Origin of the sequence: Pseudomonas sp. NPDC090233 (assembly GCF_044772285.1) — a bacterium.
GTDB lineage: Bacteria > Pseudomonadota > Gammaproteobacteria > Pseudomonadales > Pseudomonadaceae > Aquipseudomonas.
This window is the reverse complement of sequence record NZ_JBIVYQ010000002.1, coordinates 312,999-339,558: the sequence shown is the minus strand read 5'-3', so window position 1 is coordinate 339,558 and position 26,560 is coordinate 312,999. Positions and strand designations below refer to the sequence as shown.

Here is a 26,560-nt window from a genome sequence, read left to right as displayed (position 1 = left end):
GCGCCCGGCTCTGGTAGCATGCGCCGCATGACGTATTCAGGAAGACTAACCTGGGGCCTGGTTATCTGGGCCGCCAGTTTCGCAGCATGGGGCCAGAGCGAGTTGCTGGTGCAGGTAAAACCGGCCAACAAGGCGCTCAAGGCCAATGTCGAAGGCTATATCGGTACCCTTGGCGACCGCGACGAAGAGGCGCTGCTGCGCTTCAGTCGCGGGGCGCAGGAGCAGGCGCGCAAAGCGGCGCAGGCACTTGGCTACTATCAGGCGCAGATAGACACCGAGGTCAAGCCGCCCGCCAAGGCCGACCAACACGCCAAGCTGATCATCCACATCGAACCGGGTGAGCCTGTGCGCTTGCGCAACGTGACTGTGCGCATTGAAGGGCCAGCCAGCGAGATGAAGGCATTTCGTGTGCCCGATAGCAAGGCGTTGCGTGCTGGCGAACAGCTCAATCATGGGCTGTATGAGGACGCCAAACGGCTGATCCAGAACCAGGCTTCGCGCTACGGCTTTTTCAGTGGGCGCTTCAGTCGTCAACGCCTGGCGGTCGATCCGCAGGCTGGGGTGGCCGATATCGAACTGGTCTACCAGAGCGGCCCGCGCTATCGCCTGGGTGCGGTCAGGTTCAGCGGTGACACGCCGTTGGATGAGGATTTGCTGCAACGCATGGTGTCCTTCAAGCCAGGCACCCCTTACGACTCCGAACTGGTTGCCGAGCTGAACAACGACCTGCAATCGAGCGGCTACTTCGAGGGTGTGCGGGTGGATGCCGCGCCCACGGCCGCAGTGGCGGAACAAATCCCTGTGGACGTCCGCCTCGACACCCGCAAGCCGCGGACCATGGGGCTGGGCCTGGGCTTCTCGACCGACGTCGGCCCGCGCGGCAAGGCCAACTGGACACGGCACTGGGTCAATCCCCAGGGCCATAGCTATGGTTGGGAAACCGAGCTTTCGGCGCCCCGGCAGAACGTTGGCCTGTGGTACGACGTGCCGCTTGATCCGCCGCTGACCGACAAGTTGCGCTTCGCCGGCGGCTATCAGAATGAAGAAATTGCCGGCACCGACACGCTCAGCAAGCTGCTGACCGTCGGCCCCGAGTGGCACAGCAAGCTGCCCAGCGGCTGGCAGCGGGTGATCTCGCTCAAATACCAGCGTGAAGAGTATCGCCTGGGCGACGACTCGGGCCTGAGCAACCTGCTGATGCCGGGTGTGAGCTTCTCCTATCTGCGCAGCGACAATCGCATCGACCCGCACAATGGCTATCGCCTGCAGTTCGATACCCAGGTAGCCAAGGAGGGCTTGGTTTCCGACACCAACCTCTTGCATGGCAATGTCTTGCTCAAGGGCCTGACCACACTCGGCCACAACCACCGCTTGCTAGGCCGTGTGCAGTTCGGTGGCAGTGCCACCAATGGCTACAAGAACAACATCCCGCCATCGCTGCGCTTCTTTGCCGGTGGCGACCAGAGCGTGCGCGGTTACGACTACCAGACGCTGTCGCCGAAGAATAGCGACGGCGACCGCATCGGTGGCCGCTACCTGGTGGCCGGCAGTGTCGAGTACCAGTATTCGTTGACCGAAAAATGGCGCGTGGCGACCTTCGTCGACCAGGGCAACTCATTCAATAACTTGGAACTGCCCAGCCTCAAGACCGGGGTGGGCTTCGGTGTGCGTTGGGTTTCTCCGGTTGGGCCGTTGCGCCTGGACCTGGCCAAGGCCCTCGATGACGACGGTGGGATCCGCCTGCACTTTTCCATGGGGCCTGAGCTGTGATGCGTGTGTTCAAATTCATCCTGCTGGGCGTGCTCGGCAGTGTGCTGCTGGTGGTGCTGGCCCTGGGCATGTTACTTGGCACTGAAGGCGGGAGCCGCTGGGTGCTGGGGCGCGTGCCGGGCCTGCAGGTCGACGATTTCCAGGGGCGTCTGGCAGGCAGTTGGCAGGCCAGTCGCTTGAGCTGGATGGACGGTGGCAACCGCGTGGAGGTGCAGTCACCGTTGCTGAACTGGTCGCCCGCATGCTTGCTGCGTGCCAAGCTGTGTATCAATCAATTGCATGCCCAACGTATCGATATGGCCTTTGCGCCGAGCGACCAACCTGCCGACGACGGTCCGTTGCAGCTGCCGGTTTTGCGTCTGCCGGTGGCCATCGAGCTGGGTGAAGTCAAGGTTGGCCAATTGCGCCTGGATGGCAGCGACCTGCTTGGCGACCTGCACCTGGCAGCGCACTGGACGGCCAGCGGGTTGCGGATCGACAGCCTGCAATTGCAACGCGATGACCTGCATCTGGATGTACAAGGCGACGTTCAGCCAGAGGGTGACTGGCCGGTGCAGCTCCAGGGGCAGGTGCAATTGCCTGCCGTGGAAGGCCAGGCCTGGCAATTGGCGCTGACCGCCAAGGGTGAATTGCAGAAAACCCTGGCGCTCGATGCGACCAGCAGCGGCTACCTCAATGCGCGTCTGACTGGCCAATTACAGGCCTTGGCCGAGCATCTACCGGCCAAGCTGCAGATTCGCTCCGATGCCTTCAAAGCGGCCGGATCGCTGCCCGACACACTGCAGCTCAATCAGCTCAAGCTCGATGCCCAGGGCGACTTGCTCAAGGGCTATCAGCTGTCCGGCAGCGCCAACCTGCCAGCTGAAAACGCACCGATTGCCCTGGTTCTGACGGGTAAGGTCGATGCCAAGGGGGCGAAACTGGATGCCCTGGACCTGACAGCCAGCGATACCCAGCGGGTTAAGCTGCAAGCCAGCGCTGACTGGCAAAAGGGGCTGGTAGCGGATGCCAAGCTCGATTGGCAGGATTTCCCTTGGCTGCGCCTGTACCCCCTGGAGACGCCCCCAGAGGTTACGCTCAAACGCTTCAATGCCCAGGTGCAATACCGCGATGGTAACTACCAGGGTACTTTCAACGGTGACCTCGATGGCCCCGCCGGGGCGTTCACCCTGGCCAGCCCGTTCGAGGGTGACTTGGGCCAGGTGCGCTTGCCCCAGTTATCTCTCACCGCAGGTCAAGGCAAGGCTGCCGGCAGCGTCGCCGTGCGCTTCGCCGATGCCCTGGTCTGGGATGTCGACCTGCAGTTGTCGGCACTCGACCCAGCCTATTGGCTCGCTGAGCTGCCCGGTACCTTGGCCGGCCCGTTACGCAGCAAAGGGGAAATGAAAGGCGAACAGCTGACCCTCGATGCGCAACTTGACCTCAAGGGCCGCCTACGGGGCCAGCCGGCAGTACTCAAGGTCGAGGCCGAAGGAGCAGGGCAGAACTGGACCCTCGGCGCCCTTGCCGTGCAGCTGGGTGACAACCGTATCAACGGCAGTGGCAGCTTGCAGCAGCGACTGGCCGGGCGTATCGACCTCGACCTGCCACGGCTCGGGCAATTGTGGCCAGGGCTGCAAGGCCAGGCCAAAGGACGGCTGGATGTTGGCGGTACGCTGAACGCTCCCCAAGGCACCCTGAGCTTGCAGGGCCAGCGACTGGCTCAGGAAGAAAACCGCATTCAACGTCTTGATCTGGATGCGCGCCTGGACAGTGCCCAGCGCGGCGTGATCGACCTCAAGGCCAATGGTATCCGGGTGGGCGAAACGGTATTGGGCACCTTGCAGGCCAATGGCAAGGGCGATATCCGTCAGCAGGCCTTGACCCTTGGCCTCGATGGCCCGCAATTGAAGCTCGACCTAGGCCTCGATGGCCAGTTGAGCAAAGGCGACTGGCGCGGCCGCCTGGCCAGCGGCAGAATCCAGGCGGGCGGCCAGGATTGGCAACTGCAAGCGCCGGCGCGCCTGCAGCGCCTGGCCAGCGGTCAGTTGGACTTCGGTGCGCACTGTTGGCGCTCTGGCCAGGCCAGCCTATGCGGCGAGGACCAGCGCCTGGCTCCGGAGCCGCGTTTGCGCTACCACCTCAAGCAGTTCCCGTTGGACAGCCTGGCGCAGTGGCTTCCGAAGGATTTTGCTTGGCGCGGCCTGCTCAATGCCGACGTCAATCTGGATATTCCGGCGAGCGGCCCCAAGGGTACCTTCAGCGTCGATGCCAGTGGCGGCACGCTGCGGGTTCGCGATAACGGGCGTTGGGTCGACTTTCCGTATCAAGCCCTGCGCCTGGACAGCACCCTCGCACCGCGCCGTATCGATACCCGTTTGAATTTCCGCGGCGAACGCCTGGGTGAGCTGAGCGTCGATGCCCGCATCGACCCATTGGGCAAGGACAAACCGCTGTCAGGGGATTTCCGATTGACTGGCCTCGACCTGTCGGTTGCGCGACCGTTCGTGCCAATGGTCGAGCGGCTGACCGGGCAATTGAATGGCAGTGGTCGGTTGTCGGGGACCTTGCTGACTCCGCAGGTCAACGGCAACCTGATGCTCAGCGGTGGCGAAGTCAGTGGCGCCGAGTTGCCGATGAGTGTGCAGGACCTCTCGCTGCAAGCGCTGATAGCTGGCGAACAGGTGCAGATCAATGGCAACTGGCGCAGCGGTGAGGCGGGCCGTGGCCAGTTGGCCGGGCACCTGACCTGGGGCCAGGCGCTGGGCATGGACCTGCGCCTGCAGGGCCAGCAGCTGCCGGTCACCGTGGAGCCTTACGCAACCCTCGACGTGACACCCGACCTGACCTTGCGCCTGGTTGACGACAAACTGGCGGTTACCGGCAAGGTGCGTGTGCCCAAGGGCAAGATCACTGTGCGCGAGCTGCCGCCATCGACCGTCAAGGTGTCGGACGATACCGTCATCGTTGGTCATCAGACCGAAGAGGGCAAGCCACCCATGGCGATGGCCATGGACATCGATGTAGAGGTGGGGCAGGACAAGCTGTCGTTCAGTGGCTTTGGCCTGACGGCCAACCTGCTCGGCCATGTGCACATCGGCGACAACATGGATACCCGTGGCGAGCTGAGCCTGGCCGATGGTCGCTACCGTGCCTATGGCCAGCGCCTGACCATTCGCCGCGCACGCCTGCTGTTTGCCGGGCCCATCGACCAGCCCTACCTGGATATCGAAGCCATCCGCCAGGTCGATGATGTGATCGCTGGTATTCGTCTGAGCGGTAGCGCCGAGCAACCCACCACCAAGGTATTCTCGGAGCCGGCCATGAGCCAGGAGCAGGCATTGTCCTACCTGGTGTTGGGGCGCCCGTTGGGCACTTCCGGTGAAGACAACAACATGCTGGCCGAAGCGGCTCTTGGCCTGGGGCTGGCGGGCAGTGCCGGAATTACCGGCAGCCTGGCGTCGGGACTGGGTATCGAAGACTTCCAGCTGGACACCGAAGGCTCCGGCAACACCACCAGCGTGGTAGCCAGTGGCAACCTCACCGAGAAGCTCAGCTTGCGTTATGGGGTCGGGGTATTCGAGCCGGCCAACACCATTGCACTGCGCTACAAATTGAGCAAGAAGGTGTATTTGGAGGCGGCCAGCGGGCTGGCGAGTTCACTGGATATCTTTTACAAGCGCGATTTCTGAAGGCCGTCAGCAGTACAAAACGGCCTTGATGAACTCGCTGGTGGTCAGCGAACGTAGGGTTCCTGGCGGCGAATGTTGCCAATCTGACGCAGGCTCAGGCCGTACTTGTCAGCCAGGAGGCTGCGCGACAAGCCGTCGGCGCTCTCCTTCTGGATTTGCAGATTGCGCAGTTGCCGCAGGAAATGGTCCGCTTTGGGAATTTCCAGGGCCACTCCGGCAAAACGCTTGATCAGTGCATCCAGTGCATCGCTGGGGAGGATGTCGGCAAGCTTGGTACGTTCGCGATGTTTGGGGATGTACTTTGGCCTGCCACCGTAGGCGCAGGTCAGCTGATAGGCGTTGTCAATACCGATGCATTCGATCAATGCCTGCAGCGAGTGCGGCAATTGGCTGATGTCGATGGCTGTAAGATCGGGCAATTCCATATGAGGCTCCCTCGCGCAAAATGCAGCGCGATGTCATGAAGATCCGTGAAAGCGGGTCGGCGATGGCCAGCGGCGGGCTGTCGTTGGCATGGCTGAATTGTCAGTGAGCGGCAGAGGCTCTCGCTAGGTGACAATTGGGCTGATGCTTGTAGTCTTGGTGGGCAGGACTTGCAGGCATAAATTGACCAGGATGTAGGACGTCGCCCCAGCGGTAGCCTGCAAGCCATGATTTACTGCAACGGCTCTCTTTCGGAACTTCACTGGGTACCTACACCCTCGCTAACCAGCGAAAGGTGCAGAGGGAGGGCAGGCATGGGGGATGTCATCCGCTGTAAACGAACGCCTGTGCATTCAGTGCGGAAGTAAATACAGCGTCGAATGTCATGGGCGTTGTATCATTGCCGCGGCTCGTTGCGAGCCGATTGCCCCGATGTTGCAAGGAAATTCAGATGACACACGTGCAGCGCCTTAAATATTCACTCCTGATCATCCTGGTAGTACTGGGCCTCATGTTGGGCCTTTCCCATCTGCAGAAACAGGGCACGATCAGTGAGCAGACCTTCCAGCTGCTGGCTATCGCCATTGCCGTGGTCGTGGTCGTGATCAACGGGATTCTGCGGCGCAAGGTCAAACCCTGACCTGCGACGGCCGACCAGCAATGGTCGGCCCTGCGCTCAGCGTGCCACGGGTTGGTCCAGCACAGCTCGAGCTTGCGGGTTCAGGCTGTAGCATTTGTCACTGCCAAGGTTGATCACGCCCTCTGCGCACAGCCGTTTGAGCACTTCGCGGACGCTGAGAAACGACAGCGGGATGTCCAGTTGTTCGAGTTGCGCATGCACACCGCGAACGCCAATGCTGCGGCCAGCGCGGTTGGCATTGTGCAGGGCATCGATCACTTTCAGGCGGATCAGGCTGGTGCGCAGGCCGTAGGTGCGCAGAAGCTCGCGGATCTGCTCGTTGCCTACACGCTCTTCCCCGCAGGCGTCCTGTCCATTGGCCGCCTTGGCCGGGGGGTGCCCGGTCTGCAATGAGGGTTGCGGGTTATACATGTGAATGCTCCTTTTCGTGGACTATCCCGAAATATGGGTGCCTCACTTACTAGGACGAATGAGAACGAAAAATCTGCAGCTTTTATGCGAAAAAAGATTCTTCGCCGTTCCATGAAGACGATTCTGCCGCGCGTCTTGCGTAAAATTTTCATCTAGCCATTCGTCTGATCGGGAATACCCCTGGATCCGAGGAATGCCCGTGCTCTCAATTTCGCGTCCCCTGACCTGCGCAGGCCTGGCGGCTGTGCTGGTTGCCTCCAGCATTGCCGTGCAGGCGCGGGAAACCAGCACCGATGCCAGTGCGCAGATACGCCGCACCAGCTTCGGTGTGCCGCATATCGTCGCCAAGGATGAGCGTGGCCTGGGCTACGGTATTGGCTATGCCTATGGCCAGGACAACCTGTGCCTGCTGGCAAATGAAGTGCTGACCGTCAATGGTGAGCGCTCGCGCTTCTTTGGCGCGCAAGGCAAAACCCTGGAGCAGCGCGATAACCTCGCCAGCGATCTGTTTTTCACCTGGTTCAACACGCCGACGGCAGTGAGCAGTTTCCTTCAGGCCCAGCCCACTCAAGTCCGCGATCTGCTGGAGGGCTATGCCAGTGGCTTCAACCGCGCGCTGGCTGAGCGCCGTAGCCAAGGGCTGCCGGCTGAATGCGGGGAGGGTGACTGGCTGCGCCCGATCACCAGCCTGGACCTGGTCAAACTGACCCGTCGCCTGTTGGCAGAGGGTGGCTTGGGCCAGTTTGCCGAAGCGGTGGCGGCAGCGCAGCCGCCGCAACTGGCCAGCCAGCATGGGGCGCCCGCTTTTGGCGCGGCGCTGGCCCAGCAGCAGCGTTTCGCCTCGGAGCGCGGCAGCAACGCCGTTGCGGTGGGCGCTGAACGTTCGGCCAATGGCCGTGGCCTGCTGCTGGCCAACCCGCATTTCCCGTGGATGGGTGGGATGCGTTTTTATCAGATGCAACTGACCATCCCCGGTCAGCTGGATGTGATGGGCGCCGCATTGCCCGGCCTGCCCGTGGTGAATATTGGTTTCAACCGTCACCTGGCCTGGACCCACACCGTCGACACTTCCAAGCACTTCACGCTCTACCGTTTGCAACTGGATCCCAAGGACCCGACTCGTTACCTGCTCGATGGCGAGTCATTGCCGCTGGCCCGTGAGGCTGTGAGCGTCACGGTCAAGGCTGCCGATGGCACCTTGAGCAAAGTGGAACGCCAGGTATACAGTTCGAAATTCGGGCCGGTAGTGCAGTGGCCCGGGCGTCTGGACTGGGATAGCAAGGCGGCCTACAGCCTGCGCGACGCCAACCTGGAAAACACCCGGGTGTTGCAGCAGTGGTATCGCATCAATCGAGCCGATAGCTTGGATGCGCTGAAGGGGTCGGTCGAGCAGCTGCAAGGCATTCCCTGGGTGAATACCCTGGCCGTCGACGCCGCCGGCCAGGCGCTGTACATGAACCAGTCGGTGGTGCCTTACGTGGACCAGCAGCTGTTGAGCCAATGCAGCAACCCAGCGATGCAAGGGCCGCTGGTGGTGCTGGACGGTTCACGCAGCGCTTGCCAGTGGAAGGTCGATGCGCAGGCGGCGCAGCCCGGTATCTTCCCGGCGCATCTGTTGCCAAGCCTTGAGCGCAACGACTTCGTGCAAAGCTCCAACGACCCGGCCTGGATGACCAACCCAGCCCAGCCGTTGACAGGTTTCTCGCCGCTGATCAGCCGTAGCGACCAGCCGCTGGGGATGCGCGGCCGCTTTGCCCTGGAACGCTTGCAGGGCAGTGCCAAGATCGGCGTGCAGGATCTGCAGAACATGGTGCTTGATGATGAAGTCTACCTGGCCAGCCTGGTGCTCCCTGACCTGCGGCAATGGTGCAAAGGGGCCGAGGCCGACTTGCAGCAGCTGTGCGCAAGCCTGGTCAGTTGGAATGGCAAGGCTGACCTGAACAGTGGTATCGGCCTGGTGCATTTCCAGAATATCGTCGAGGCACTGGCCAAGCATCCGGAAAGCTGGCGTGTAGCGTTCGACCCGGCGGACCCGCAACACACACCGCGAGGCCTGGCGGTCGAACAGGCTGCAGTGCGCAAATTGCTGCGTGAAGCGGCACTGGCCTCGCTGCAGCAGGTAGCCGAGGCGGGTGTTGACGAGGGTAGCCGATGGGGGCAGATCCAACAGTCGGCCGATGGCACGCCAGTGCCGGGCGGTCCGCAGGGGCTGGGGGTGTATAACGCGATCTTCAGCGTGCCGCACGGGCCAGGCAAGCGCCTGGTGGTCAGCGGTACCAGTTACCTGCAGTTGGTCAGCTTCACTGATCAGGGGCCACAGGCACGCGGGTTGTTGGCGTTCTCACAGTCCAGCGAAGCCGCATCTGCGCACGCGAGCGACCAGACCAAGGCGTTCTCGGCCAAGCAGTTGGCGCCGATCCCGTTCACCGAGGCGCAGATCAAGGCTGATCCGGAGTACCGGCAGTATGTGATCAGCGAGCGGGATAAAGGGGTGGTGGTGAGCCAGAAATAAACTTAAGCCTGTGCCGGCCTCTTCGCGGGGCAAGCCCGCTCCCACAATTTCCCCACAATGCCTGAGAGCAGTGGAGAACCTGTGGGAGCGGGCTTGACCCGCGAAGAGGCCGCTGAAAAACGCTGCCTGGCGTTCAGGAAAACTCGAACGGCTCCAAGGCAAACCCCTGGGCATCCACCTGCAGGGTCCAGCCACGACGGTCCCAATCCCCCAGCACGATGCGCCGGGCAGGCTCGCCGTTCACCACCAGCTTGTGAATCGCAGGGCGGTGCGTGTGGCCATGCACCAGCGTCTTCACGCCGTGCGCCGCCATCACCTTTGGTACTTCCTCTGGCGTGACGTCGACGATGTCGGTCGCCTTCATGCGTGTTTGCGAGCGGCTTTCACTGCGCAGCTTGCGCGCAAGCTTGTGCCGTGTGGACAGCGGCAGGTGCCGCAGAATCCACAACGTCAGCGGGTTGCGCAGGTAGCGGCGCATTTTCATGTAGGCCAGGTCGCGGGTGCACAGGGTGTCACCGTGCATCAGCATAACCTGCTCACCGCCCAGGCTGATCACGCTTGGGTCGGCCAGCAGCGTGCAGCCGGCGGCCTTGCAGAAGTCCTGGCCGATCAGAAAATCACGGTTGCCATGCATCAGATAGACCGCCGTGCCGCTGTCGCTCAGCTGGCGCAAGGCCTGGCAGATCGACTGCTGGAACGGCGTCATGGCGTCGTCGCCGATCCACGCTTCGAAGAAGTCGCCAAGGATGTACAACGCCTTGGCGTGGCGCGCGCGACCGTCAAGCAGATCAAGAAACGCCCGGGTAATGTCCGGGCGTTCTTCTTGCAGGTGCAGATCAGAGATCAGCAGTATCACTCAATGATCTCGGCTTTCTCGATGATCACGTCGTCTTTCGGCACGTCCTGGTGGCCAGCCTTGGAACCGGTGGCGACCTTCTCGATGGCGTCGACCACTTCACGGCCTTCGGTCACTTCGCCGAACACTGCGTAGCCCCAGCCCTGGACATTCTTGCCGCTGTGGTTGAGGAAGTCGTTGTCGGAGGCGTTGATGAAGAACTGCGCCGAGGCGGAGTGCGGCTCCATGGTGCGGGCCATGGCGATGCTGTACTTGGTGTTCTTCAGGCCGTTGTCGGCTTCGTTCTGGATGCTGGCACGCTTGTCACGCTTCTCGTTCATGCCTGGCTCGAAACCGCCGCCCTGGATCATGAAGCCTTTGATCACACGGTGGAACACGGTGTTGCTGTAGTGGCCAGCGTTAACGTATTCGATGAAGTTGGCCACGGTGATCGGGGCCTTTTCAGCGTTCAGTTGGATGACGATGTCGCCGTGGTTGGTGGTCAGTTTGACTTTGGACATGCTGAAATTCGCTCTTTCAGGGCATTTGGGAATTAGGGTGCGCAGTGCGCCGGTAGTTCACCTGACGCAGGATCGGGCGATCGCGACACATGGCGCGCACGGGCCATTTTGCCAGGCTGCGGCAAAAAGCTGCGATAAATCACGGCAGTTTGTCCGGGCGCGGCTGTCAGCAGCTTGACTGCTTCGGCTATGATAGGCCCTTTGATTCAATCGGCCTACCCAGGCCGGACACGTGCATTCAAGGATCCTATGAGCAAGCCCACTGCCGACAACGCGCCCAACGCCGCTGCCAAAGGCGCCCCCGCCGTCCCTGCGAACTTCCTGCGGCCGATCATCCAGGCCGACCTGGACTCGGGCAAGCACACCAGCATCGTCACTCGTTTCCCGCCGGAGCCCAACGGCTACCTGCACATCGGCCATGCCAAGTCGATCTGCGTCAACTTCGGCCTGGCCAAGGAATTCGGCGGCGTCTGCCACCTGCGCTTCGACGACACCAACCCGGCCAAGGAAGACCAGGAATACATCGACGCCATCCAGAGCGACGTCAAATGGCTGGGCTTCGACTGGGCCGGCGACGTGCGTTACGCCTCCAACTACTTCGACCAGCTGCACGACTGGGCCGTTGAACTGATCAAGCGTGGCAAGGCCTATGTCTGCGACCTGACCCCTGATCAGGCCAAGGAATACCGTGGCAGCCTGACCGAGGCTGGCAAGAACAGCCCGTTCCGCGAGCGCAGCGTCGAAGAAAACCTCGACCTGTTCGCGCGCATGAAGGCCGGCGAGTTCAAGGATGGCGAGCGCGTGCTGCGCGCCAAGATCGACATGGCGTCGCCGAACATGAACCTGCGCGACCCGATCCTGTACCGCATCCGCCACGCTCACCACCACCAGACCGGTGACAAGTGGTGCATCTACCCCAACTACGACTTCACCCACGGTCAGTCCGATGCCATCGAAGGCATTACCCACTCGATCTGCACCCTCGAGTTCGAAGGCCACCGTCCGCTGTACGACTGGTTCCTCGACAACCTGCCGGTGCCGGCGCACCCGCGCCAGTACGAGTTCAGCCGCCTGAACCTGAACTACACCATCACCTCCAAGCGCAAGCTCAAGCAGCTGGTGGACGAAAAGCACGTGACTGCCTGGGACGACCCGCGCATGTCGACCCTGTCGGGCTTCCGCCGCCGCGGCTACACTCCGGCCTCGATCCGCAACTTCTGCGAAATGGTCGGCACCAACCGTTCCGACGGCGTGGTCGACATGTCGATGCTCGAATTCAGCATCCGTGACGACCTCGACCGTACCGCACCGCGCGCCATGTGCGTGCTGCGTCCGCTGAAGGTGGTGATCACCAACTACCCGGAAGGCCAGGTCGAGCAGCTCGAACTGCCGCGCCACCCGAAGGAAGACATGGGCGTGCGCGTGCTGCCGTTCGCCCGCGAGCTGTACATCGACCGCGATGACTTCATGGAAGAGCCGCCGAAGGGCTACAAGCGCCTGGAGCCGGCCGGTGAAGTGCGCCTGCGTGGCAGCTACGTGATCCGCGCCGACGAAGCGATCAAGGATGCCGACGGCAACATCGTCGAGCTGCGCTGCTCGTACGACCCGGACACCCTGGGCAAGAACCCTGAAGGCCGCAAGGTCAAGGGCGTGATCCACTGGGTGCCGGCTGACGCCAGCGTTGAATGCGAAGTGCGCCTGTACGACCGTCTGTTCCGCTCGCCGAACCCGGAAAAAGCCGAGGAGGGCGCCAGCTTCCTCGACAACATCAACCCGGACTCGCTGCAAGTGCTCACCGGTTGCCGCGCCGAGCCGTCGCTGGGCCAGGCACAGCCTGAGGATCGCTTCCAGTTCGAGCGCGAAGGCTACTTCTGCGCCGACCTCAAGGACAGCCAGCCGGGCCGCCCGGTGTTCAACCGCACCGTCACTCTGCGTGACTCCTGGGGCAGCTAAGGAACCGCCGTGCTTACCATCTACAACACGCTGAGCAAAACCAAGGAAGTCTTCAAGCCGCTCGATGGCAACAAGGTGCGTATGTACGTCTGCGGCATGACCGTGTACGACTACTGCCACCTGGGCCACGGCCGCAGCATGGTGGCCTTCGATCTGGTCACCCGCTGGCTGCGCAAGAGCGGTTACGAGCTGACCTATGTGCGCAACATCACCGACATCGATGACAAGATCATCAATCGGGCCAACCAGAACGGCGAAACCTTCGACGCGCTGACCGCCCGCATGATCGACGCGATGCACGAGGACGAGCGCCGCCTGAACATCCTCAAGCCGGACCTGGAGCCGCGTGCCACCGACCATATCCCCGGCATGCACGCGATGATCCAGACCCTGATCGACAAGGGCTACGCCTACGCGCCGGGCAACGGCGACGTGTACTACCGCGTGGGCAAGTTCGTCGGCTACGGCAAGCTGTCGCGCAAGAAGATCGAAGACCTGCGTATCGGGGCTCGCATCGAAGTCGATGAAGCCAAGCAGGACCCGCTGGACTTCGTCCTGTGGAAAGGCGTCAAGCCGGGCGAGCCGCACTGGGATTCGCCGTGGGGCCCGGGCCGTCCGGGCTGGCACATCGAATGCTCAGTGATGTCCACCTGCTGCCTGGGCGAAAGCTTCGACATCCACGGTGGCGGCAGCGACCTGGAGTTCCCGCACCACGAGAACGAGATCGCCCAGAGCGAAGCGGCCACCGGCAAGCAGTACGCCAACGCCTGGATGCACTGCGGCATGATCCGTATCAATGGCGAGAAGATGTCCAAGTCGTTGAACAACTTCTTCACCATCCGTGATGTGCTCGACGTGTATCACCCAGAAGTGGTGCGCTACTTGCTGGTGGCCAGCCACTACCGCAGCGCGATCAACTACTCCGAAGACAGCCTGCGCGATGCCAAGGGCGCTCTGGAGCGCTTCTATCACGCTCTGCGCGGCCTGCCGCGCGTGGCGGCCAAGGGGGGTGAGGAATTCGTCGAGCGCTTCAGCGTTGCGATGAACGACGACTTCGGTACCCCGGAAGCCTGCGCCGTGCTGTTCGACCTGGTGCGCGAAATCAACCGCCTGCGCGACAGCGATCTGGAGGCTGCTGCTGGCCTGGCCGGTCGTCTGCGTGAACTCGGTGATGTGCTGGGTGTGCTGCAACTGGAGGCCGATGACTTCCTGCGTGCAGGGGCCGAGGGCAAGGTCGATGCGGCTGAGGTCGAAGCCTTGATCCAGGCGCGCCTGCAGGCGCGGGCCGACAAGAACTGGGCAGAGTCCGATCGTATCCGTGACCAGATCACCGCCATGGGCGTGGTGCTGGAAGACGGCAAGGGCGGGACTACCTGGCGCTTGGCTGACTGATCGGTGTAACTGGGGCCGCAACGCGGCCCCAGCTTTTATTTACAGTGCAACACCAGCTTCGCCCCACCCAATTCGCTTTCGCCAATCTCCAGCCCAAAGCCATGCAGGTCGACGATCGCCGCGACGATCGACAACCCTAGCCCGAAGCCTGAGTGGCGGTGGCCTTCCTCGCTGCGATAGAACCGCTTCAACACCGCAGTCCTTTCTTCCTCGGGAATCCCCGGCCCACTGTCCTCGATGGCGATATGCACGCCAGCATCGTCCTGTGTCGCGCTAACCACCACCTGACCCCCTTCAGGCGTGAACTTGATGGCATTACCCATCAGGTTGGCCAGCGCCTCGAACAGCAACTCACGGTCCCCATGCAGCGCTGGCAACTGGGCAGGTTGGTGCAGGTTAAGGCGAATGCCGCCATCTTCGGCCAGCGGCAGGTAGAAGTCGTGCAGCTCCACCAGCAAACCCTGTGGGTCCAGTTGCACGAAGCCGGCCCGGCGCTGGCGATCTTCCAGTTCGCTGATGCGCAGCAAACCGCGAAAACGCGCCATCAGGGTATCGGTTTCGCCGATGGCCTGGTCCAGCGCCTCGGCCTGCGGCGAATCCACCGCGCTCTGCTGGCGAATGCGGTACAGCTGCGCGCGCAGGCGCGTCAGTGGCGTGCGCAGGTCATGGGCAATGTTGTCGCACACGCCCTTGACCTCATGCATCAGCCGTTCGATGCGGTCGAGCATGGCGTTGACGATGGCGGCCAGCATGTCCAGTTCGTCGCGCCGTGCCGACAGCGGCAGGCGGTGGGTCAGGTCACCGGCGACGATCAGCTCGGCCTGGGCCTGGATCGCGCGGATGCGCTTCAGGGGCCTGCGCCGCAGCAGGTACCAGCCGGCAAACCCGGGGATCAGGGTCAGGGAGATGCCCCACAGCAACGCATCCAGGATGATGCGCGTGACCACGAACAACGAGCCGTTATCGCGGAACAGCACCAGCCAGCGGCCGTCCTGCACCTTGATCGCCACCGCGTCGCAGCTGTCACGCGGCATGTGCGGGTCATCGGCGTCCAGGCAGCGCTTGAGCTCATGCACTTTGCCATCCATGCCAAGCTCCGGCGGAATGGTACGGATCCGCCCGCCGATCGGGTTGAGCTGGGCGTCGAACAAGCCGTAGGCATCAAAGGCGCGCTCTTCGAACGCCTGGCTGGCGATCAGGGCGTCGTCCAGCTGCTTGCCACTCATGTGCGCGAACAGGTGCTGGCGCTGCAGCATGGAATGGCGGGTCAGCTTGTTCAGGTAGCTGGACACCTCGAAATACAGCACCCCCATGAGGATGCTGCTCCAGGCCACGAACAGGAAGCTGTACAGCGCCAGCAGGCGGCTGGTCGAGGAACTCCAGCCCTTAGACGGGTTCAGCAATGGCATAGCCCGAGCCCCGTACGGTACGGATCAGCGGCGACTGCCCGGGGGAATCGATTTTCTTGCGCAGACGGCCGATGTGCACATCGATCAGGTTGGTGCCGGGGTCGAAGTGGTAGCCCCAGACTTCTTCGAAAATCATCATCCGCGTGATCACCTGGCCGCTGTGGCGCATCAGGTATTCCAGCAGCTTGTATTCGGTGGGCAGCAGATTGAGCGTCTGCTCGCCGCGGCGAGCCTCATGGCTGATCAGGTCAAGCTGCAGGTCGGCGACCTGCAGGCGGGTCTGGGTCATCGGCACGCTGTTGCGGCGCAGCAACACTTCCACCCGCGCGGCCATTTCGTCGGAGGCGAACGGCTTGGTCAGGTAGTCGTCACCCCCGGCGCGCAGGCCGCGCACGCGCTCGTCGACGTCGGACAGGGCGCTGATCATCAAGATGGGCGTGGCGATCTTCAGGTTGCGCAGGGTGGTGACGATGGTCAGGCCATCGACCTCGGGCAGCATGCGGTCCAGGGTGATCAGGTCGTAACCGCCGGCGATGGCCTTTGCCAAGCCCTCACGGCCGTTGTCGGCCCAATCCACATCCAGGCCGTGGCTGGAGAGTTCGGCGACGATTTCCTGGCCGGTGACGGCGTCGTCTTCGATGGTCAGTACGCGTGGCATGCTGGTTCCTGGGCGTCTAGTGGAGACTTGATTGTGCCAAAGAATAGCCAAACGGCGATTTAAGAAAAATTCATCTAGGCAGCAGCAAAACAAAACGGGGCATGCCAGCGACTGGCATGCCCCGTGATTCAGCGTGATGCAGCAGCTCAGGCGACCTTGACGATCCAGCCGGCCGGCGCTTCGACGTCGCCGCTCTGGATGCCGGTCAGCTCGTTGTAGAGCTTCTGGGTCACCGGGCCGACTTTTTCCAGGTCGTGGAACACATGCAGTTTGCCGTTGTACTCGATGCCACCAATCGGGGTGATTACCGCTGCGGTGCCGCAGGCGCCGGCTTCGAGGAAGCGGTCGAGCTTGCTGATTTCCACGTCACCTTCGACCACGGTCAGGCCCAGGCGCGATTGTGCCAGTTCCATCAGCGACAGGCGGGTGATGCCAGGCAGCACCGAAGCCGATTTCGGGGTGACGAATTCGTTGTTGGCGGTGATGCCGAAGAAGTTGGCCGAACCGACCTCCTCGATTTTGGTGTGGGTCAGCGGATCGAGGTAGATGGCATCGGCGAAGTTGGCCTTCTTGGCTTCAGCGCCCGGCTGCAGGCTGGCCGCGTAGTTGCCGCCGACCTTGGCCGCGCCGGTGCCTTGCGGGGCGGCACGGTCGAAGCTGGAAATCTGGAAGTTGTGCGGCTTCATGCCACCTTTGAAGTACGAGCCAACCGGGATGGCGAAGACCGAGAAGATGAACTCCGGGGCGGTGCGCACGCCGATGTTGTCGCCGGTGCCGATCACGAACGGACGCAGGTACAGGGCGCCCTTGCCGTGTGGCGGAACAAACTTTTCGTTGGCCTTGACCACTTGCTTGCAGGCCTCGATGAACACATCGGTCGGCACGTGCGGCATCAGCAGGCGCGCGCAGCTGCGCTGCATGCGGGCGGCGTTCTGGTCAGGGCGGAACAGGTTGATCGAGCCGTCTTTGCAACGGTAGGCCTTGAGGCCTTCGAAGCACTGCTGGCCATAGTGTAGGGCCGTGGAGCCTTCACTGATGTGCAGCACGTTGTCTTCAGTCAGGGTGCCTTTGTCCCACTCACCATTGCGCCATACGGACAGGTAACGCTTGTCGGTCTTGATGTAGTCGAAACCCAGCTTGTCCCAATTAATGCTTTCGTTACTCATGACACCCTCGATTGTCTTGCAAGTGCCCGATCGCTCGGGCTGCTGTTATATGCGCACCTCGCCACCTTAATACATCCGTCGCGGATCGGGAACGGCCAGTCACGAATTGGCGTTCTCATCGTCGATCTGCTGGCAGAAGCGCAACAGGTTGCCAAACGGGTCGCGAATCAGCATCTCCAGGCCCCAGTCAACGCGCGCAGCCTGTGGGCGGGCGTAGCCGTACTGTTTGTCCTGCAGCTCACGCTCCAGCGCCAGCAGTTCTTCAGTGCGCGCAAACACAGTCGAGCCTGGGCAGGCGTCGCCGTGGTGCTCGCTCAAGTGCAAGATCAGCCCGTCGCGGTGAATCTGCATATAGAGCGGCAGATCCGGGCTGAAGCGGTGCTCCCAGTCCAGCTGAAAACCCATGAAATCCAGATAAAACTCTTTGGCCTTGTCGACGCAGAAGATCCGTAAGACCGGGATGGCGGGGGCGAGAGACATGGCAATTCCTTGGCCGAGTGTGGAGAGCAGACTTTAGCGCAGCACCGAATCAGGGCCAAGTAGCGCCCTCGCATTGTGCGATGCGCGCCTGTATGCCCTATGCCAGAGCTGTCGCACTACAGATTTCATGTGCCTTCACCTGCGTAGTTGGCCCGCAACCTGCTATATCCCAGCCAATTGAATTTGATCGAGTGGTCAGGCCTGCCGCACATCAGCGCGCGGACCTGATCCTCCTAACGGCTGCGGGCCACGGATATCAGGGGCTATAGGATGTTGCTGGCAGAGCGCCTCGAAAAATCTGAAGAAGATGAGGGCTGGAGCGCCCACCTGCAGTTGCGCTTCGTCGAGCGCAATGGCGTGACCCGCCTTGGTGCGCGCCGCCATTTCGGCCCGCTTTTGGTGCAACGGCCGTTCTATCCGGAGGGCGCGCCATGCCACGTTTATGTGCTGCACCCGCCTGGAGGGATCGTCGCCGGTGACCGCCTGGAGCTGGATATCCGTCTGGAACCCGGCAGCCATGCGCTGCTCACCATGCCAGGCGCCAGCAAGTTCTACCGCAGCATCGGCCCCACCGCATGGCTGACCCAACGTTTTCACCTGCAAGCAGGCAGCACGCTGGAGTGGCTGCCGCAGGACAGCATTTTCTTCTCCGGCGCCCGTGCCAGCCTCGACAGTCGCTTCACCCTCGAACCCGGCGCCCGTTTGCTGGCCTGGGAAACACTGTGCCTGGGTAGGCCGGTGATGGGGGAGCGCTTCGATCAGGGCTGTCTGGATAGCCGCTTGTGCATCGAGCTGTCCGATGACCCCGGCCTGCACGAACGCTTGCGCATCACCGGCGGTGAACTCGACAAGCTCGGCGGTCACCCGCTGCTCGCGACCTTTTGCGCGTCACCGGCAGACCCGTCCGTACTGGAACAGGTCCGCAGCCTGCTCGATGAACTCGACACCCCTGCAGGCGCAACCCTGCTCGGTTCGCTGCTGGTGATCCGCCTGCTCGACCACGACAACCAACATCTGCAACACACCCTGCAGCGCCTCTGGCACCTGCTGCGGCCGGCTGTCCTCGGCCTGCCAGCATGCCCGCCGCGCATCTGGGCCACCTGAGAGAGCGCCATGGAGCTGACCCCAAGAGAAAAAGACAAACTGCTGCTGTTCACCGCCGCGTTGCTGGCGGAACGGCGCTTGGCCCGTGGCCTGAGGCTCAACTACCCGGAGGCGGTGGCGCTGATCAGCGCTGCGGTGCTCGAAGGTGCCCGCGATGGCCGCACCGTGGCCGAGCTGATGAGCCTGGGCCGCGAAGTGATTGGCCGCGAGCAGGTCATGGACGGTGTCGCCGAGATGCTCCATGACGTGCAGGTCGAGGCCACGTTCCCCGATGGCACCAAGCTGGTGACCGTGCATGACCCCATCGTCTGACCTGGCTGAGGAGCCCAGCATGATTCCAGGTGAAATCCAGACCGCCGCCGGCGACATCGAGCTCAACGTCGGCCGCGAAACGGTCAGCGTCAGCGTTGCCAACCATGGCGACCGCCCGGTGCAGGTCGGCTCGCATTACCACTTTTACGAGGTCAACGACGCGCTGGTGTTCGACCGCGAACCGAGTCGCGGCTTTCGCCTCGACATCCCGGCCGGCACTGCCGTGCGTTTCGAACCAGGCCAGTCCCGCACCGTGCACCTGGTGGCCTATGCCGGCAAGCGCGAGGTCTACGGCTTCCAGGGCAAGGTGATGGGCGCGCTGGAGGGCAGGTCATGAGCCGTATTTCGCGCCGCGCGTATGCCGACATGTTCGGCCCCACCGTCGGCGACCGGGTGCGCCTGGCCGACACCGCACTGTGGGTGGAGGTGGAGAAGGACTTCACCATTTATGGTGAAGAGGTCAAGTTCGGCGGCGGCAAGGTGATCCGTGACGGCATGGGGCAAGGCCAGATGCTCGCGGCCGAGGCCATGGACCTGGTCCTGACCAACGCCCTGATCATCGACCACTGGGGCATCGTCAAGGCCGACATCGGCGTCAAGCACGGGCGTATCGCCGCGATCGGCAAGGCCGGCAACCCCGACGTGCAGCCAGGCGTCACCGTACCCGTCGGCCCGGGCACTGAAGTGATCGCGGCCGAAGGCAAGATCGTCACGGCGGGCGGCATCGACTCGCACATCCATTTCATCTGCCCGCAGCAGGTGGAAGAGGCGCTGACCAGTGGCGTCACCACATTCATCGGCGGTGGTACCGGGCCGGCTACCGGCACCAATGCGACCACCTGCACACCCGGCCCTTGGTACCTGGCGCGCATGCTCCAGGCCGCCGACTGCCTGCCGATCAACATAGGCTTGCTGGGCAAGGGCAATGCCTCGCAACCCGAGGCGCTGCGCGAGCAGATCGCCGCCGGTGCGGTGGGCCTGAAGCTGCACGAGGACTGGGGCTCGACGCCGGCTGCCATCGACTGTTGCCTGGGGGTGGCCGAGGAGATGGACATCCAGGTGGCGATCCACACCGACACCCTCAACGAGTCCGGCTGCATCGAGGACACCCTGGCCGCCATCGGTGACCGCACCATCCACACCTTCCACACCGAAGGTGCCGGCGGCGGCCATGCCCCGGACATCATCCGCGCGGCGGGGCAGGCCAATGTGCTGCCATCCTCGACCAACCCGACCCTGCCGTACACGGTCAACACCGTCGACGAACACCTCGACATGCTCATGGTCTGCCACCACCTGGACCCGAGCATCGCCGAGGACGTGGCCTTTGCCGAGTCGCGCATCCGCCGTGAAACCATCGCCGCCGAGGACATCCTCCACGACATGGGCGCGTTCGCCATGACCTCGTCCGACTCGCAGGCCATGGGCCGGGTTGGCGAGGTGGTGCTGCGCACCTGGCAGGTGGCGCACCAGATGAAAGTGCGCCGTGGCCCGCTGGCGCCGGACACGAGCTACAGCGACAACTTCCGGGTCAAGCGCTACATCGCCAAGTACACCCTCAACCCGGCGCTGACCCACGGGATCGCCCATGAAGTCGGTTCGGTTGAAGTCGGCAAGCTGGCCGACCTGGTGCTCTGGTCACCGGCATTCTTTGCGGTCAAGCCGGCACTGGTGATCAAGGGCGGGATGATCGTGACCGCGCCCATGGGCGACATCAATGGCTCGATCCCGACCCCGCAGCCGGTGCACTACCGGCCGATGTTCGGCGCCCTCGGCGCGGCCCGCCATGCCACGCGCATGACCTTTTTGCCCCAGGCCGCCATGGACCGTGGCCTGGCCCAGCAGCTCGGGCTGCAGAGCCTGATCGGCGTGGCCCACGGCTGCCGTCGGATACGCAAGGCCGACATGGTCCACAACACCCTGCAACCGGTGATCGAAGTCGACTCGCAGACCTACCAGGTGCGCGCCGACGGTGAATTGCTGGTGTGCGAACCGGCCCGCGAACTGCCGCTGGCCCAGCGTTATTTCCTGTTCTGAAGGAGCGAAGATGATTGTTCTGACCCGCCGCATCGCTGAATCCGACACGGTCACCGGCACCGTTACCCTGGACGTCGACAGCCGCATCAAGAGCCGTTTGCGGGTGACCCTCGACGATGGACGCGAGGCTGGCCTGATGCTCGAACGCGGGCATTTGCTGCGCGGTGGCGAGCTGCTCGCCGACGCCGCTGGCAGCCAAGTGGTGCGCGTGCTTGCGGCACCGGAAGCGGTCTCGACCGTTCGCTGCAGCGACCCCCATCTGCTTGCCCGCGCGGCCTATCACCTGGGGAACCGGCACGTACCCTTGCAGATAGAGCAGGGCCTGCTGCGTTATCAGCACGACTACGTGCTCGACGACATGCTGCGCGGCCTGGGCCTGACAGTGGAAGCCGAGCAGGCGCCGTTCGAGCCGGAAGCCGGGGCCTATCAAAGCGCTCCGCACAGCCATAGCCACGGTCACGATCATCCCTTCGTGCGCCTGCCAGCCCATTCCTGATCTGCCCACTTGGAGCCCACAATGAAAAAAGCACTTGCCCTTGTTCTGCTGATGGTCGCGCTACCGGCCTTCGCGCACCCCGGCCACGACAGCAACCCGTTGCACGATGGCCTGCTGCATCCGCTGACCGGCCTTGACCACCTGCTGATGTTGCTGGGCACCGGCGTGTTGGCGGCGTTGACCCGACGCAACCTGAGCCTGCCTCTGGCAACCCTGGCAGCCATGTTCGCCGGTGCCGTGTGCGGCCATCTGTTCGGCGGTGTGCTGGGCATGGAAACCGTGATTGCCGTGTCCGTGCTGGTGGCCGCCGCCGCCGTGCTGCTGCCCAGCCGCCAGATGCTGCTGGCGCTGGCCATGCCAGTGTTTGCCCTGTTCCATGGCTGGGCCCACGGCGTGGAAGCCACGCCCAGCGCGTTCTGGCTGTTCAGCGCCGGTTTCGTCACCGTCAGCGGCCTTCTGTTGGTGGTCGGCTTTGGCCTCGGTTGCCTGCTGCGCCGTCACAGCGGCCTGCAAAAGGCCTTTGGTGGCGGCATGCTGGCCGGTGCCGCGCTGGTGCTGGCCGGTTGATGAACAGCGACCTGGCACTGTTGCGCCTCCTGCAACTGGCCAGCCCCGGCCTGCCGGTGGGTGGTTTCACCTACTCGCAGGGTCTGGAGTGGGCCGTGGAGGCGGGCTGGGTGCGTGACGTCGCGGGCTTCAGCGCCTGGCAGCGCGAGCAGATGCGCGACACCCTCGCTTACCTGGACTGGCCTATCCTGGCGCGCCTGTACCACGCCTGCCAGGTCGACGATGCCGAGGAGTTCGCGCGCTGGAGCCGCTTTCTGCTGGCCAACCGCGAAACCGCCGAGCTGCGCCTGGAAGAGCAGCAGCGTGGCGCAGCCTTGGCGCGCCTGCTCGATGGCTGGCAACTGGGCCAGGACCCGGCCTGGCGTGCCAGCCTCGAACTCAGTCAGCTGGGCGGCATGGCCTGGCTGGCCGTGCACTGGTCGATCCCGCTGCGCCAGCTCGCCCTCGGGCATGCCTTCGCCTGGCTGGAGGGCGCGGTGATGGCTGGCGTCAAGCTGGTGCCGTTCGGCCAGCAGGCGGCTCAGACCCTGCTGCGTGACTTGAGCGCAGCGTTGCCCGAGGTCATCGACCAGGCTTTGGCCCTTACCGATGACCAGCTCGGCGGCGGGCTGCCGCTGCTGGCCATTGCCTCATCGCGTCACGAAACCCAATACACCCGTTTGTTCCGTTCCTGAGGACTGCCACTATGCAAAGCTATCAGCAACCCCTGCGCGTCGGTGTCGGCGGCCCGGTCGGCTCCGGCAAGACCGCGCTGCTCGAATGCCTGTGCAAGGCCATGCGTGATCATTACCAGATCGCCGTGGTCACCAACGACATCTACACCAAGGAAGACCAGCGCATCCTCACCGAGGCCGGCGCCCTGGAGCCGGAGCGCATCGTCGGCGTCGAAACCGGCGGCTGCCCACACACCGCCATCCGCGAGGATGCCTCAATGAACCTGGCTGCCGTGGAAGGCCTGGCGCGCAAGTTCGGCAACCTCGAAGTGATCTTCGTCGAAAGCGGTGGCGACAACCTCAGCGCTACCTTCAGCCCGGAACTGGCTGACCTGACCATCTACGTCATCGACGTTGCCGAAGGCGAGAAGATCCCGCGCAAGGGCGGTCCCGGCATCACCAAATCGGACTTCCTGGTGATCAACAAGACCGACCTGGCGCCCTATGTCGGCGCCTCCCTGGAAGTGATGGAGCGCGACACCCAGCGCATGCGCCCGCAGCGCCCATGGACCTTCAGCAACCTGAAGAAAGGCGAAGGTCTGCAGGCGGTGATCGACTTCATCGTCGAGCGCGGCATGCTGGGTGTCAGGGGCTGACCCCATCATTCATGGCAGCAGTGCGGCTTCCCGGTTTGCCCTTCGTAGCGATCGTGATGCCGCACCCAGTCCATGGTGCCGTCCTCGTTGCGCCCCAGTGGAGCGATGTCGAGGAAATTGTAGGTGTTGACCAGTATGTCCAGGCCGCGGGCATAGGTGGAGTAGGTGTGGTAGACCGTGCCGTCCGGGTCGAGGTAGAAGGCGCTGAGGCCGGGTAATTCACTTTCGTCGCCGGTGTAGGGCTCGTAGTTGTACTGCCGCTCACCCTGGCTGCCCACGCTCACGCCGAAGTCCTCATTGAAACCGCTGCCGCTTGACGAGAACCAGGGGAAGCGCCAGCCCATGCGCTGACGGAACGCCTGGAACTCGGCATAGGGCGCACGTGACACGGCGACCAGCGATACATCGTGATGGGCCAGGTGCAGGTTGGCGCCGTCGAAATGGTCGGCGAGGAATGAGCAACCGGGGCAGCCTTCGCTCCAGCCCTCGACGAACATGAAGTGGTAGAGCAGCAGTTGGCTGCGCCCGGCGAACAGGTCGGCCAGGGTCATATCGCCGTCCGGGCCGTGGAAGCGGTAGGGTTTTTCGACCTTGACCCAGGGCAGGGCGCGGCGGGCGGCGGCCAGTTCGTCGCGCTGGTGGGTGAAGGCTTTTTCGTGCAGCCAGAGCTGATGGCGGGCGGCTAGCCATTGGCTGCGTGTGACGGTTTCGTGATTTTTGGGGTTCATGGGGCTGACTCCGCGCTGGGGGGATTCAGGTAGTGGTCGAGTGGGGAGGGGGTGGATCGACAGTTGATTTTTACTGGCGACGAATGGTGTGAGCCTGGGAGCATGGCGCAAGAGTTTCAGTGATGCACAAATCGAGCGCCGCCAGAAGGCCCAAGACGAGCACCCCCAGGCTTCACCCCCGCATCGTGTCAATCACCGCCCACAACTGCGGATCATTGAAGTCGTTCACCACCAGCTTCGCCCCAGCGGCTAAGAGACGCTCGGGTGTCTGGGTTGTGGCAATACCCACCGTGAAGATCCCTGCACCGTTGGCAGCTTGCACCCCGGGCAACGAATCCTCGAACGCCAACGCCTGACCGGCATCCGCGCCCAGGCACTCAAGCCCGGTCAAATACGGCAGCGGATCCGGTTTGGGCCGCGCCAATTCCTCAGCCACAAGCACATGCTCGAAACGCGCGCCAAGCCCCATGGCCGACAGCATATGCTCGGCATTGAGCCGAGGTGCATTGGTCACCACGCACATGCCGATCCCGTTCACCTCGGCATGTTCCAGCAGGCGCAACAGGCCCGGCATGGGTTCGAGCGCCGGGGCCAGTTCACGGAATAGCGCCTCCTTGCGATCGGCCAACGCCAGGCAGTCCACCGTGCTGGCCTGCGGAAACAAGTCGGCGAACAACGGCCCGTTGGCGCGCCCACTGACCTGGGCATCGAACTGCGCCTGGGTCAGCTCACGGCCGTCATGCTCGCGCAGCAGCTGCCGGAAAGCCTGCAAGTGCAGGGTGTCGGTGTCGGTCAGGGTTCCGTCGAGGTCGAACAGCAGGGCAGTCAGCATCAGGTATCCATCTGGTTAAAAACACAAGCCAGGGGATGATAACCAAAGCTGACGACGAAGGGGGCTGTTCAGCGCACTGTGAAAAGAGTACAAATGTGCTCCATGGACAATCTGACTCCCAAACGCCGCGCAATCCTCGACTTCATCCGTGAACGTATCAGCGATCACGGCCAGCCACCGAGCCTTGCCGACATCGCCAGCCGCTTCGGCTTCGCTTCGCGCAGCGTCGCGCGCAAGCACATCACCGCCCTGTGCCAGGCCGGCTACATCGACGTCACGCCCAACCAGGCGCGGGGTATCCGCCTGGCCGAGCCGTTGCGTCGCCCGGAAATTCTCGAGGTGCCCGTGCTGGGCCAGGTGGCGGCAGGTGCGCCGATCGGCCCCGACCTGGGCATTCACGAGCAGTTGCTGCTCGACCCCAGCCTGTTCCGCCGCACGCCCGACTACCTGCTCAAGGTGCGCGGCGACTCGATGGTCGATGACGGCATCTTCGATGGTGACCTGGTGGGCATCCTCCAGCAGAGTGACGCCCGAGATGGGCAGATCGTGGTCGCGCGCCTGGACGGGGAGGTCACCATCAAACGCCTGCAACGCCAAGCTGGCGGTTACCGGCTGTTGCCGCGCAACCCGGCCTACGCGCCGATCGACGTCGGCCCCGAGCGCGAGTTCTTCATTGAAGGGGTGTTCTGCGGCTTGTTGAGGCGTGACTGATGGGCGCGGTAGTCGATCTTGATCGGCTGCTGGATCAGCGCCAGGTTTGGCGCGGTCGGCAGGCTCAGACGCGACCGAGCGGGTTGCAGCCCACCGGCCATGCGCTGCTTGATCAGCGCCTGCCCGAGGGCGGTTGGCCTGCGGCGGCGCTCAGCGAGTTACTGCTGGCAAGCCCAGGCTGCGGCGAGCTGCACCTGCTATGGCCAACCTTGGCACGGCTGACAGCCGAAGGTGGGAGGGTGGTGCTGGTGGCGCCGCCTTTCATTCCTTATGCGCCAGCCTGGCAATCGGCTGGCGTGGATCTGCGCTGGCTGGTCCAGGTCGATGCCGAACAGGCCGACGCGCTCTGGGCCGCTGAACAATGCTTGCGCTCTGGCAGTTGCGCCGCCGTGCTGTGCTGGCCGGAACGCGCTGATGATCGTGCCCTGCGCCGCTTGCAGGTGGCGGCCGAAACCGGCCAAACACTGGCGTTTGCCTGCCGGCCACAGCAGGCTGCACACAACCCTTCGCCGGCTGCGCTGCGTCTTGCCATCGATACCCGGCCCATGCAATGGCGCGTGCTCAAGTGCAGGGGCGGCATGCCGCCTGCGTCTGCCATCGCCAGCCCTGGGCGGGGGTGATGC

General features: G+C 63.4%; 26 protein-coding genes. 16 read left to right on the top strand and 10 right to left on the bottom strand.

Annotation, left to right across the window (positions count from 1 at the left end; all coding sequences use genetic code 11):
• Positions 1 to 27 precede the first annotated feature (27 nt).
• On the top strand, positions 28 to 1,770 hold the full coding sequence (locus ACIQUF_RS06015; protein WP_403130302.1) for an autotransporter assembly complex family protein: 1,743 nt from the start codon (positions 28 to 30) through the stop codon (positions 1,768 to 1,770).
• Positions 1,767 to 5,441, top strand: coding sequence for a translocation/assembly module TamB domain-containing protein (locus ACIQUF_RS06010; protein WP_403129439.1), 3,675 nt, complete (start codon positions 1,767 to 1,769; stop codon positions 5,439 to 5,441). The genes ACIQUF_RS06015 and ACIQUF_RS06010 overlap by 4 nt, the downstream gene beginning before the upstream one ends.
• A gap of 44 nt (positions 5,442 to 5,485) precedes the next feature.
• Here the strand turns inward: ACIQUF_RS06010 and ACIQUF_RS06005 are convergent, their stop codons facing one another.
• Positions 5,486 to 5,866, bottom strand: a complete 381-nt coding sequence (locus ACIQUF_RS06005) for a Mor transcription activator family protein (RefSeq protein ID WP_403129437.1) — start codon at positions 5,864 to 5,866, stop codon at positions 5,486 to 5,488.
• Between the two features lie 449 nt (positions 5,867 to 6,315).
• Between ACIQUF_RS06005 and ACIQUF_RS06000 the strand changes: the two genes are divergently transcribed.
• A complete protein-coding gene (locus tag ACIQUF_RS06000) occupies positions 6,316 to 6,504 on the top strand; it encodes a hypothetical protein (protein ID WP_039604521.1) in 189 nt (62 codons plus the stop codon).
• 36 nt (positions 6,505 to 6,540) lie between these two features.
• Here the strand turns inward: ACIQUF_RS06000 and ACIQUF_RS05995 are convergent, their stop codons facing one another.
• Positions 6,541 to 6,915, bottom strand: coding sequence for a fe2+ zn2+ uptake regulation protein (locus ACIQUF_RS05995; protein ID WP_403129435.1), 375 nt, complete (start codon positions 6,913 to 6,915; stop codon positions 6,541 to 6,543).
• Between the two features lie 193 nt (positions 6,916 to 7,108).
• On the opposite strand from ACIQUF_RS05995, the gene ACIQUF_RS05990 reads away from it, so the two are divergent.
• Complete coding sequence (locus ACIQUF_RS05990; RefSeq protein WP_403129433.1) at positions 7,109 to 9,427, top strand: acylase; 2,319 nt, start codon at positions 7,109 to 7,111, stop codon at positions 9,425 to 9,427.
• Positions 9,428 to 9,560: 133 nt separating this feature from the next.
• Here the strand turns inward: ACIQUF_RS05990 and ACIQUF_RS05985 are convergent, their stop codons facing one another.
• Both ACIQUF_RS05985 and ACIQUF_RS05980 read right to left on the bottom strand, forming a co-directional pair.
• Entirely contained in the window at positions 9,561 to 10,283 is a 723-nt protein-coding gene (locus tag ACIQUF_RS05985; protein ID WP_403129431.1) for a UDP-2,3-diacylglucosamine diphosphatase, read from the bottom strand.
• Complete coding sequence (locus ACIQUF_RS05980) at positions 10,280 to 10,783, bottom strand: peptidylprolyl isomerase (RefSeq protein WP_403129429.1); 504 nt, start codon at positions 10,781 to 10,783, stop codon at positions 10,280 to 10,282. The genes ACIQUF_RS05985 and ACIQUF_RS05980 overlap by 4 nt, the downstream gene beginning before the upstream one ends.
• Positions 10,784 to 11,032: 249 nt before the next feature.
• Between ACIQUF_RS05980 and ACIQUF_RS05975 the strand changes: the two genes are divergently transcribed.
• Both ACIQUF_RS05975 and cysS read left to right on the top strand, forming a co-directional pair.
• Positions 11,033 to 12,736, top strand: a complete 1,704-nt coding sequence (locus ACIQUF_RS05975) for a glutamine--tRNA ligase/YqeY domain fusion protein (RefSeq protein ID WP_403129427.1) — start codon at positions 11,033 to 11,035, stop codon at positions 12,734 to 12,736.
• A 9-nt stretch (positions 12,737 to 12,745) separates the two neighbouring features.
• Positions 12,746 to 14,128 (top strand): cysteine--tRNA ligase, encoded by a 1,383-nt coding sequence (cysS, locus tag ACIQUF_RS05970; RefSeq protein ID WP_403129425.1) that lies wholly within the window; start codon positions 12,746 to 12,748, stop codon positions 14,126 to 14,128.
• Between the two features lie 35 nt (positions 14,129 to 14,163).
• Here the strand turns inward: cysS and ACIQUF_RS05965 are convergent, their stop codons facing one another.
• From ACIQUF_RS05965 to ACIQUF_RS05950, 4 genes are all read right to left on the bottom strand, one after another.
• On the bottom strand, positions 14,164 to 15,537 hold the full coding sequence (locus ACIQUF_RS05965) for a sensor histidine kinase (protein ID WP_403129423.1): 1,374 nt from the start codon (positions 15,535 to 15,537) through the stop codon (positions 14,164 to 14,166).
• Positions 15,515 to 16,195, bottom strand: coding sequence for a response regulator transcription factor (locus ACIQUF_RS05960; protein ID WP_400803408.1), 681 nt, complete (start codon positions 16,193 to 16,195; stop codon positions 15,515 to 15,517). Before ACIQUF_RS05960 ends, ACIQUF_RS05965 begins: the two co-directional genes overlap by 23 nt.
• Before the next feature lie 146 nt (positions 16,196 to 16,341).
• The gene (locus tag ACIQUF_RS05955) at positions 16,342 to 17,361 is read right to left on the bottom strand and encodes a branched-chain amino acid aminotransferase (protein WP_403129421.1); all 1,020 of its coding nucleotides are present in this window, start codon (positions 17,359 to 17,361) and stop codon (positions 16,342 to 16,344) included.
• Positions 17,362 to 17,460: 99 nt separating this feature from the next.
• Positions 17,461 to 17,841 (bottom strand): glyoxalase superfamily protein, encoded by a 381-nt coding sequence (locus tag ACIQUF_RS05950; RefSeq protein ID WP_403129420.1) that lies wholly within the window; start codon positions 17,839 to 17,841, stop codon positions 17,461 to 17,463.
• Positions 17,842 to 18,111: 270 nt separating this feature from the next.
• Between ACIQUF_RS05950 and ACIQUF_RS05945 the strand changes: the two genes are divergently transcribed.
• Genes ACIQUF_RS05945 through ureG form a run of 8 tightly spaced genes read left to right on the top strand, consistent with a single transcriptional unit; the run spans position 18,112 to position 23,666 of the window.
• Complete coding sequence (locus tag ACIQUF_RS05945) at positions 18,112 to 18,945, top strand: urease accessory protein UreD (RefSeq protein WP_403129419.1); 834 nt, start codon at positions 18,112 to 18,114, stop codon at positions 18,943 to 18,945.
• A gap of 9 nt (positions 18,946 to 18,954) precedes the next feature.
• Positions 18,955 to 19,257, top strand: a complete 303-nt coding sequence (locus ACIQUF_RS05940; protein WP_236235799.1) for an urease subunit gamma — start codon at positions 18,955 to 18,957, stop codon at positions 19,255 to 19,257.
• Positions 19,258 to 19,276: 19 nt separating this feature from the next.
• Positions 19,277 to 19,594 (top strand): urease subunit beta, encoded by a 318-nt coding sequence (locus tag ACIQUF_RS05935; RefSeq protein ID WP_403130300.1) that lies wholly within the window; start codon positions 19,277 to 19,279, stop codon positions 19,592 to 19,594.
• Positions 19,591 to 21,294, top strand: a complete 1,704-nt coding sequence (ureC, locus tag ACIQUF_RS05930) for an urease subunit alpha (RefSeq protein ID WP_403129417.1) — start codon at positions 19,591 to 19,593, stop codon at positions 21,292 to 21,294. Before ACIQUF_RS05935 ends, ureC begins: the two co-directional genes overlap by 4 nt.
• Positions 21,295 to 21,304: 10 nt before the next feature.
• Positions 21,305 to 21,790 carry an urease accessory protein UreE gene (gene ureE, locus ACIQUF_RS05925; RefSeq protein WP_403129415.1) on the top strand — a complete coding sequence of 162 codons (486 nt, stop codon included), beginning with the start codon at positions 21,305 to 21,307 and terminating at the stop codon, positions 21,788 to 21,790.
• A gap of 21 nt (positions 21,791 to 21,811) precedes the next feature.
• Positions 21,812 to 22,357, top strand: coding sequence for a HupE/UreJ family protein (locus tag ACIQUF_RS05920; protein WP_403129413.1), 546 nt, complete (start codon positions 21,812 to 21,814; stop codon positions 22,355 to 22,357).
• A complete protein-coding gene (locus ACIQUF_RS05915) occupies positions 22,357 to 23,031 on the top strand; it encodes an urease accessory protein UreF (protein ID WP_403129411.1) in 675 nt (224 codons plus the stop codon). Before ACIQUF_RS05920 ends, ACIQUF_RS05915 begins: the two co-directional genes overlap by 1 nt.
• Positions 23,032 to 23,042: 11 nt before the next feature.
• Positions 23,043 to 23,666: an urease accessory protein UreG gene (ureG, locus tag ACIQUF_RS05910; protein WP_008093751.1), complete on the top strand. Its 624-nt coding sequence runs from the start codon at positions 23,043 to 23,045 to the stop codon at positions 23,664 to 23,666.
• Positions 23,667 to 23,671: 5 nt separating this feature from the next.
• On the opposite strand, the gene ACIQUF_RS05905 is transcribed toward ureG, so the two are convergent.
• Both ACIQUF_RS05905 and ACIQUF_RS05900 read right to left on the bottom strand, forming a co-directional pair.
• Positions 23,672 to 24,394, bottom strand: a complete 723-nt coding sequence (locus ACIQUF_RS05905) for a DUF899 domain-containing protein (protein WP_403129409.1) — start codon at positions 24,392 to 24,394, stop codon at positions 23,672 to 23,674.
• 172 nt (positions 24,395 to 24,566) lie between these two features.
• Positions 24,567 to 25,226, bottom strand: a complete 660-nt coding sequence (locus tag ACIQUF_RS05900) for an HAD family hydrolase (protein WP_403129407.1) — start codon at positions 25,224 to 25,226, stop codon at positions 24,567 to 24,569.
• Positions 25,227 to 25,319: 93 nt separating this feature from the next.
• On the opposite strand from ACIQUF_RS05900, the gene lexA reads away from it, so the two are divergent.
• Both lexA and imuA read left to right on the top strand, forming a co-directional pair.
• The gene (lexA, locus tag ACIQUF_RS05895) at positions 25,320 to 25,937 is read left to right on the top strand and encodes a transcriptional repressor LexA (RefSeq protein ID WP_403129405.1); all 618 of its coding nucleotides are present in this window, start codon (positions 25,320 to 25,322) and stop codon (positions 25,935 to 25,937) included.
• Positions 25,937 to 26,557, top strand: coding sequence for a translesion DNA synthesis-associated protein ImuA (imuA, locus tag ACIQUF_RS05890; protein ID WP_403129403.1), 621 nt, complete (start codon positions 25,937 to 25,939; stop codon positions 26,555 to 26,557). Before lexA ends, imuA begins: the two co-directional genes overlap by 1 nt.
• Positions 26,558 to 26,560 lie beyond the last annotated feature (3 nt).

Coding starts and splice junctions, on each gene's coding strand:
- ACIQUF_RS05920 (WP_403129413.1), top strand. CDS start 21,812: ATGAAAAAAGCACTTGCCCTTGTTCTGCTGATGGTCGCGCTACCGGCC.
- ACIQUF_RS05955 (WP_403129421.1), bottom strand. CDS start 17,361: ATGAGTAACGAAAGCATTAATTGGGACAAGCTGGGTTTCGACTACATC.
- ACIQUF_RS05960 (WP_400803408.1), bottom strand. CDS start 16,195: ATGCCACGCGTACTGACCATCGAAGACGACGCCGTCACCGGCCAGGAA.
- imuA (WP_403129403.1), top strand. CDS start 25,937: ATGGGCGCGGTAGTCGATCTTGATCGGCTGCTGGATCAGCGCCAGGTT.
- ACIQUF_RS05915 (WP_403129411.1), top strand. CDS start 22,357: ATGAACAGCGACCTGGCACTGTTGCGCCTCCTGCAACTGGCCAGCCCC.
- ACIQUF_RS05965 (WP_403129423.1), bottom strand. CDS start 15,537: ATGCCATTGCTGAACCCGTCTAAGGGCTGGAGTTCCTCGACCAGCCGC.
- ACIQUF_RS05905 (WP_403129409.1), bottom strand. CDS start 24,394: ATGAACCCCAAAAATCACGAAACCGTCACACGCAGCCAATGGCTAGCC.
- ACIQUF_RS06005 (WP_403129437.1), bottom strand. CDS start 5,866: ATGGAATTGCCCGATCTTACAGCCATCGACATCAGCCAATTGCCGCAC.
- ACIQUF_RS05980 (WP_403129429.1), bottom strand. CDS start 10,783: ATGTCCAAAGTCAAACTGACCACCAACCACGGCGACATCGTCATCCAA.
- ACIQUF_RS05990 (WP_403129433.1), top strand. CDS start 7,109: ATGCCCGTGCTCTCAATTTCGCGTCCCCTGACCTGCGCAGGCCTGGCG.
- ACIQUF_RS05935 (WP_403130300.1), top strand. CDS start 19,277: ATGATTCCAGGTGAAATCCAGACCGCCGCCGGCGACATCGAGCTCAAC.
- ureC (WP_403129417.1), top strand. CDS start 19,591: ATGAGCCGTATTTCGCGCCGCGCGTATGCCGACATGTTCGGCCCCACC.
- ACIQUF_RS05975 (WP_403129427.1), top strand. CDS start 11,033: ATGAGCAAGCCCACTGCCGACAACGCGCCCAACGCCGCTGCCAAAGGC.
- ureG (WP_008093751.1), top strand. CDS start 23,043: ATGCAAAGCTATCAGCAACCCCTGCGCGTCGGTGTCGGCGGCCCGGTC.
- ACIQUF_RS05950 (WP_403129420.1), bottom strand. CDS start 17,841: ATGTCTCTCGCCCCCGCCATCCCGGTCTTACGGATCTTCTGCGTCGAC.
- ACIQUF_RS06000 (WP_039604521.1), top strand. CDS start 6,316: ATGACACACGTGCAGCGCCTTAAATATTCACTCCTGATCATCCTGGTA.
- ACIQUF_RS05995 (WP_403129435.1), bottom strand. CDS start 6,915: ATGTATAACCCGCAACCCTCATTGCAGACCGGGCACCCCCCGGCCAAG.
- ACIQUF_RS05940 (WP_236235799.1), top strand. CDS start 18,955: ATGGAGCTGACCCCAAGAGAAAAAGACAAACTGCTGCTGTTCACCGCC.
- ACIQUF_RS06015 (WP_403130302.1), top strand. CDS start 28: ATGACGTATTCAGGAAGACTAACCTGGGGCCTGGTTATCTGGGCCGCC.
- ACIQUF_RS05900 (WP_403129407.1), bottom strand. CDS start 25,226: ATGCTGACTGCCCTGCTGTTCGACCTCGACGGAACCCTGACCGACACC.
- lexA (WP_403129405.1), top strand. CDS start 25,320: ATGTGCTCCATGGACAATCTGACTCCCAAACGCCGCGCAATCCTCGAC.
- ACIQUF_RS05945 (WP_403129419.1), top strand. CDS start 18,112: ATGTTGCTGGCAGAGCGCCTCGAAAAATCTGAAGAAGATGAGGGCTGG.
- ureE (WP_403129415.1), top strand. CDS start 21,305: ATGATTGTTCTGACCCGCCGCATCGCTGAATCCGACACGGTCACCGGC.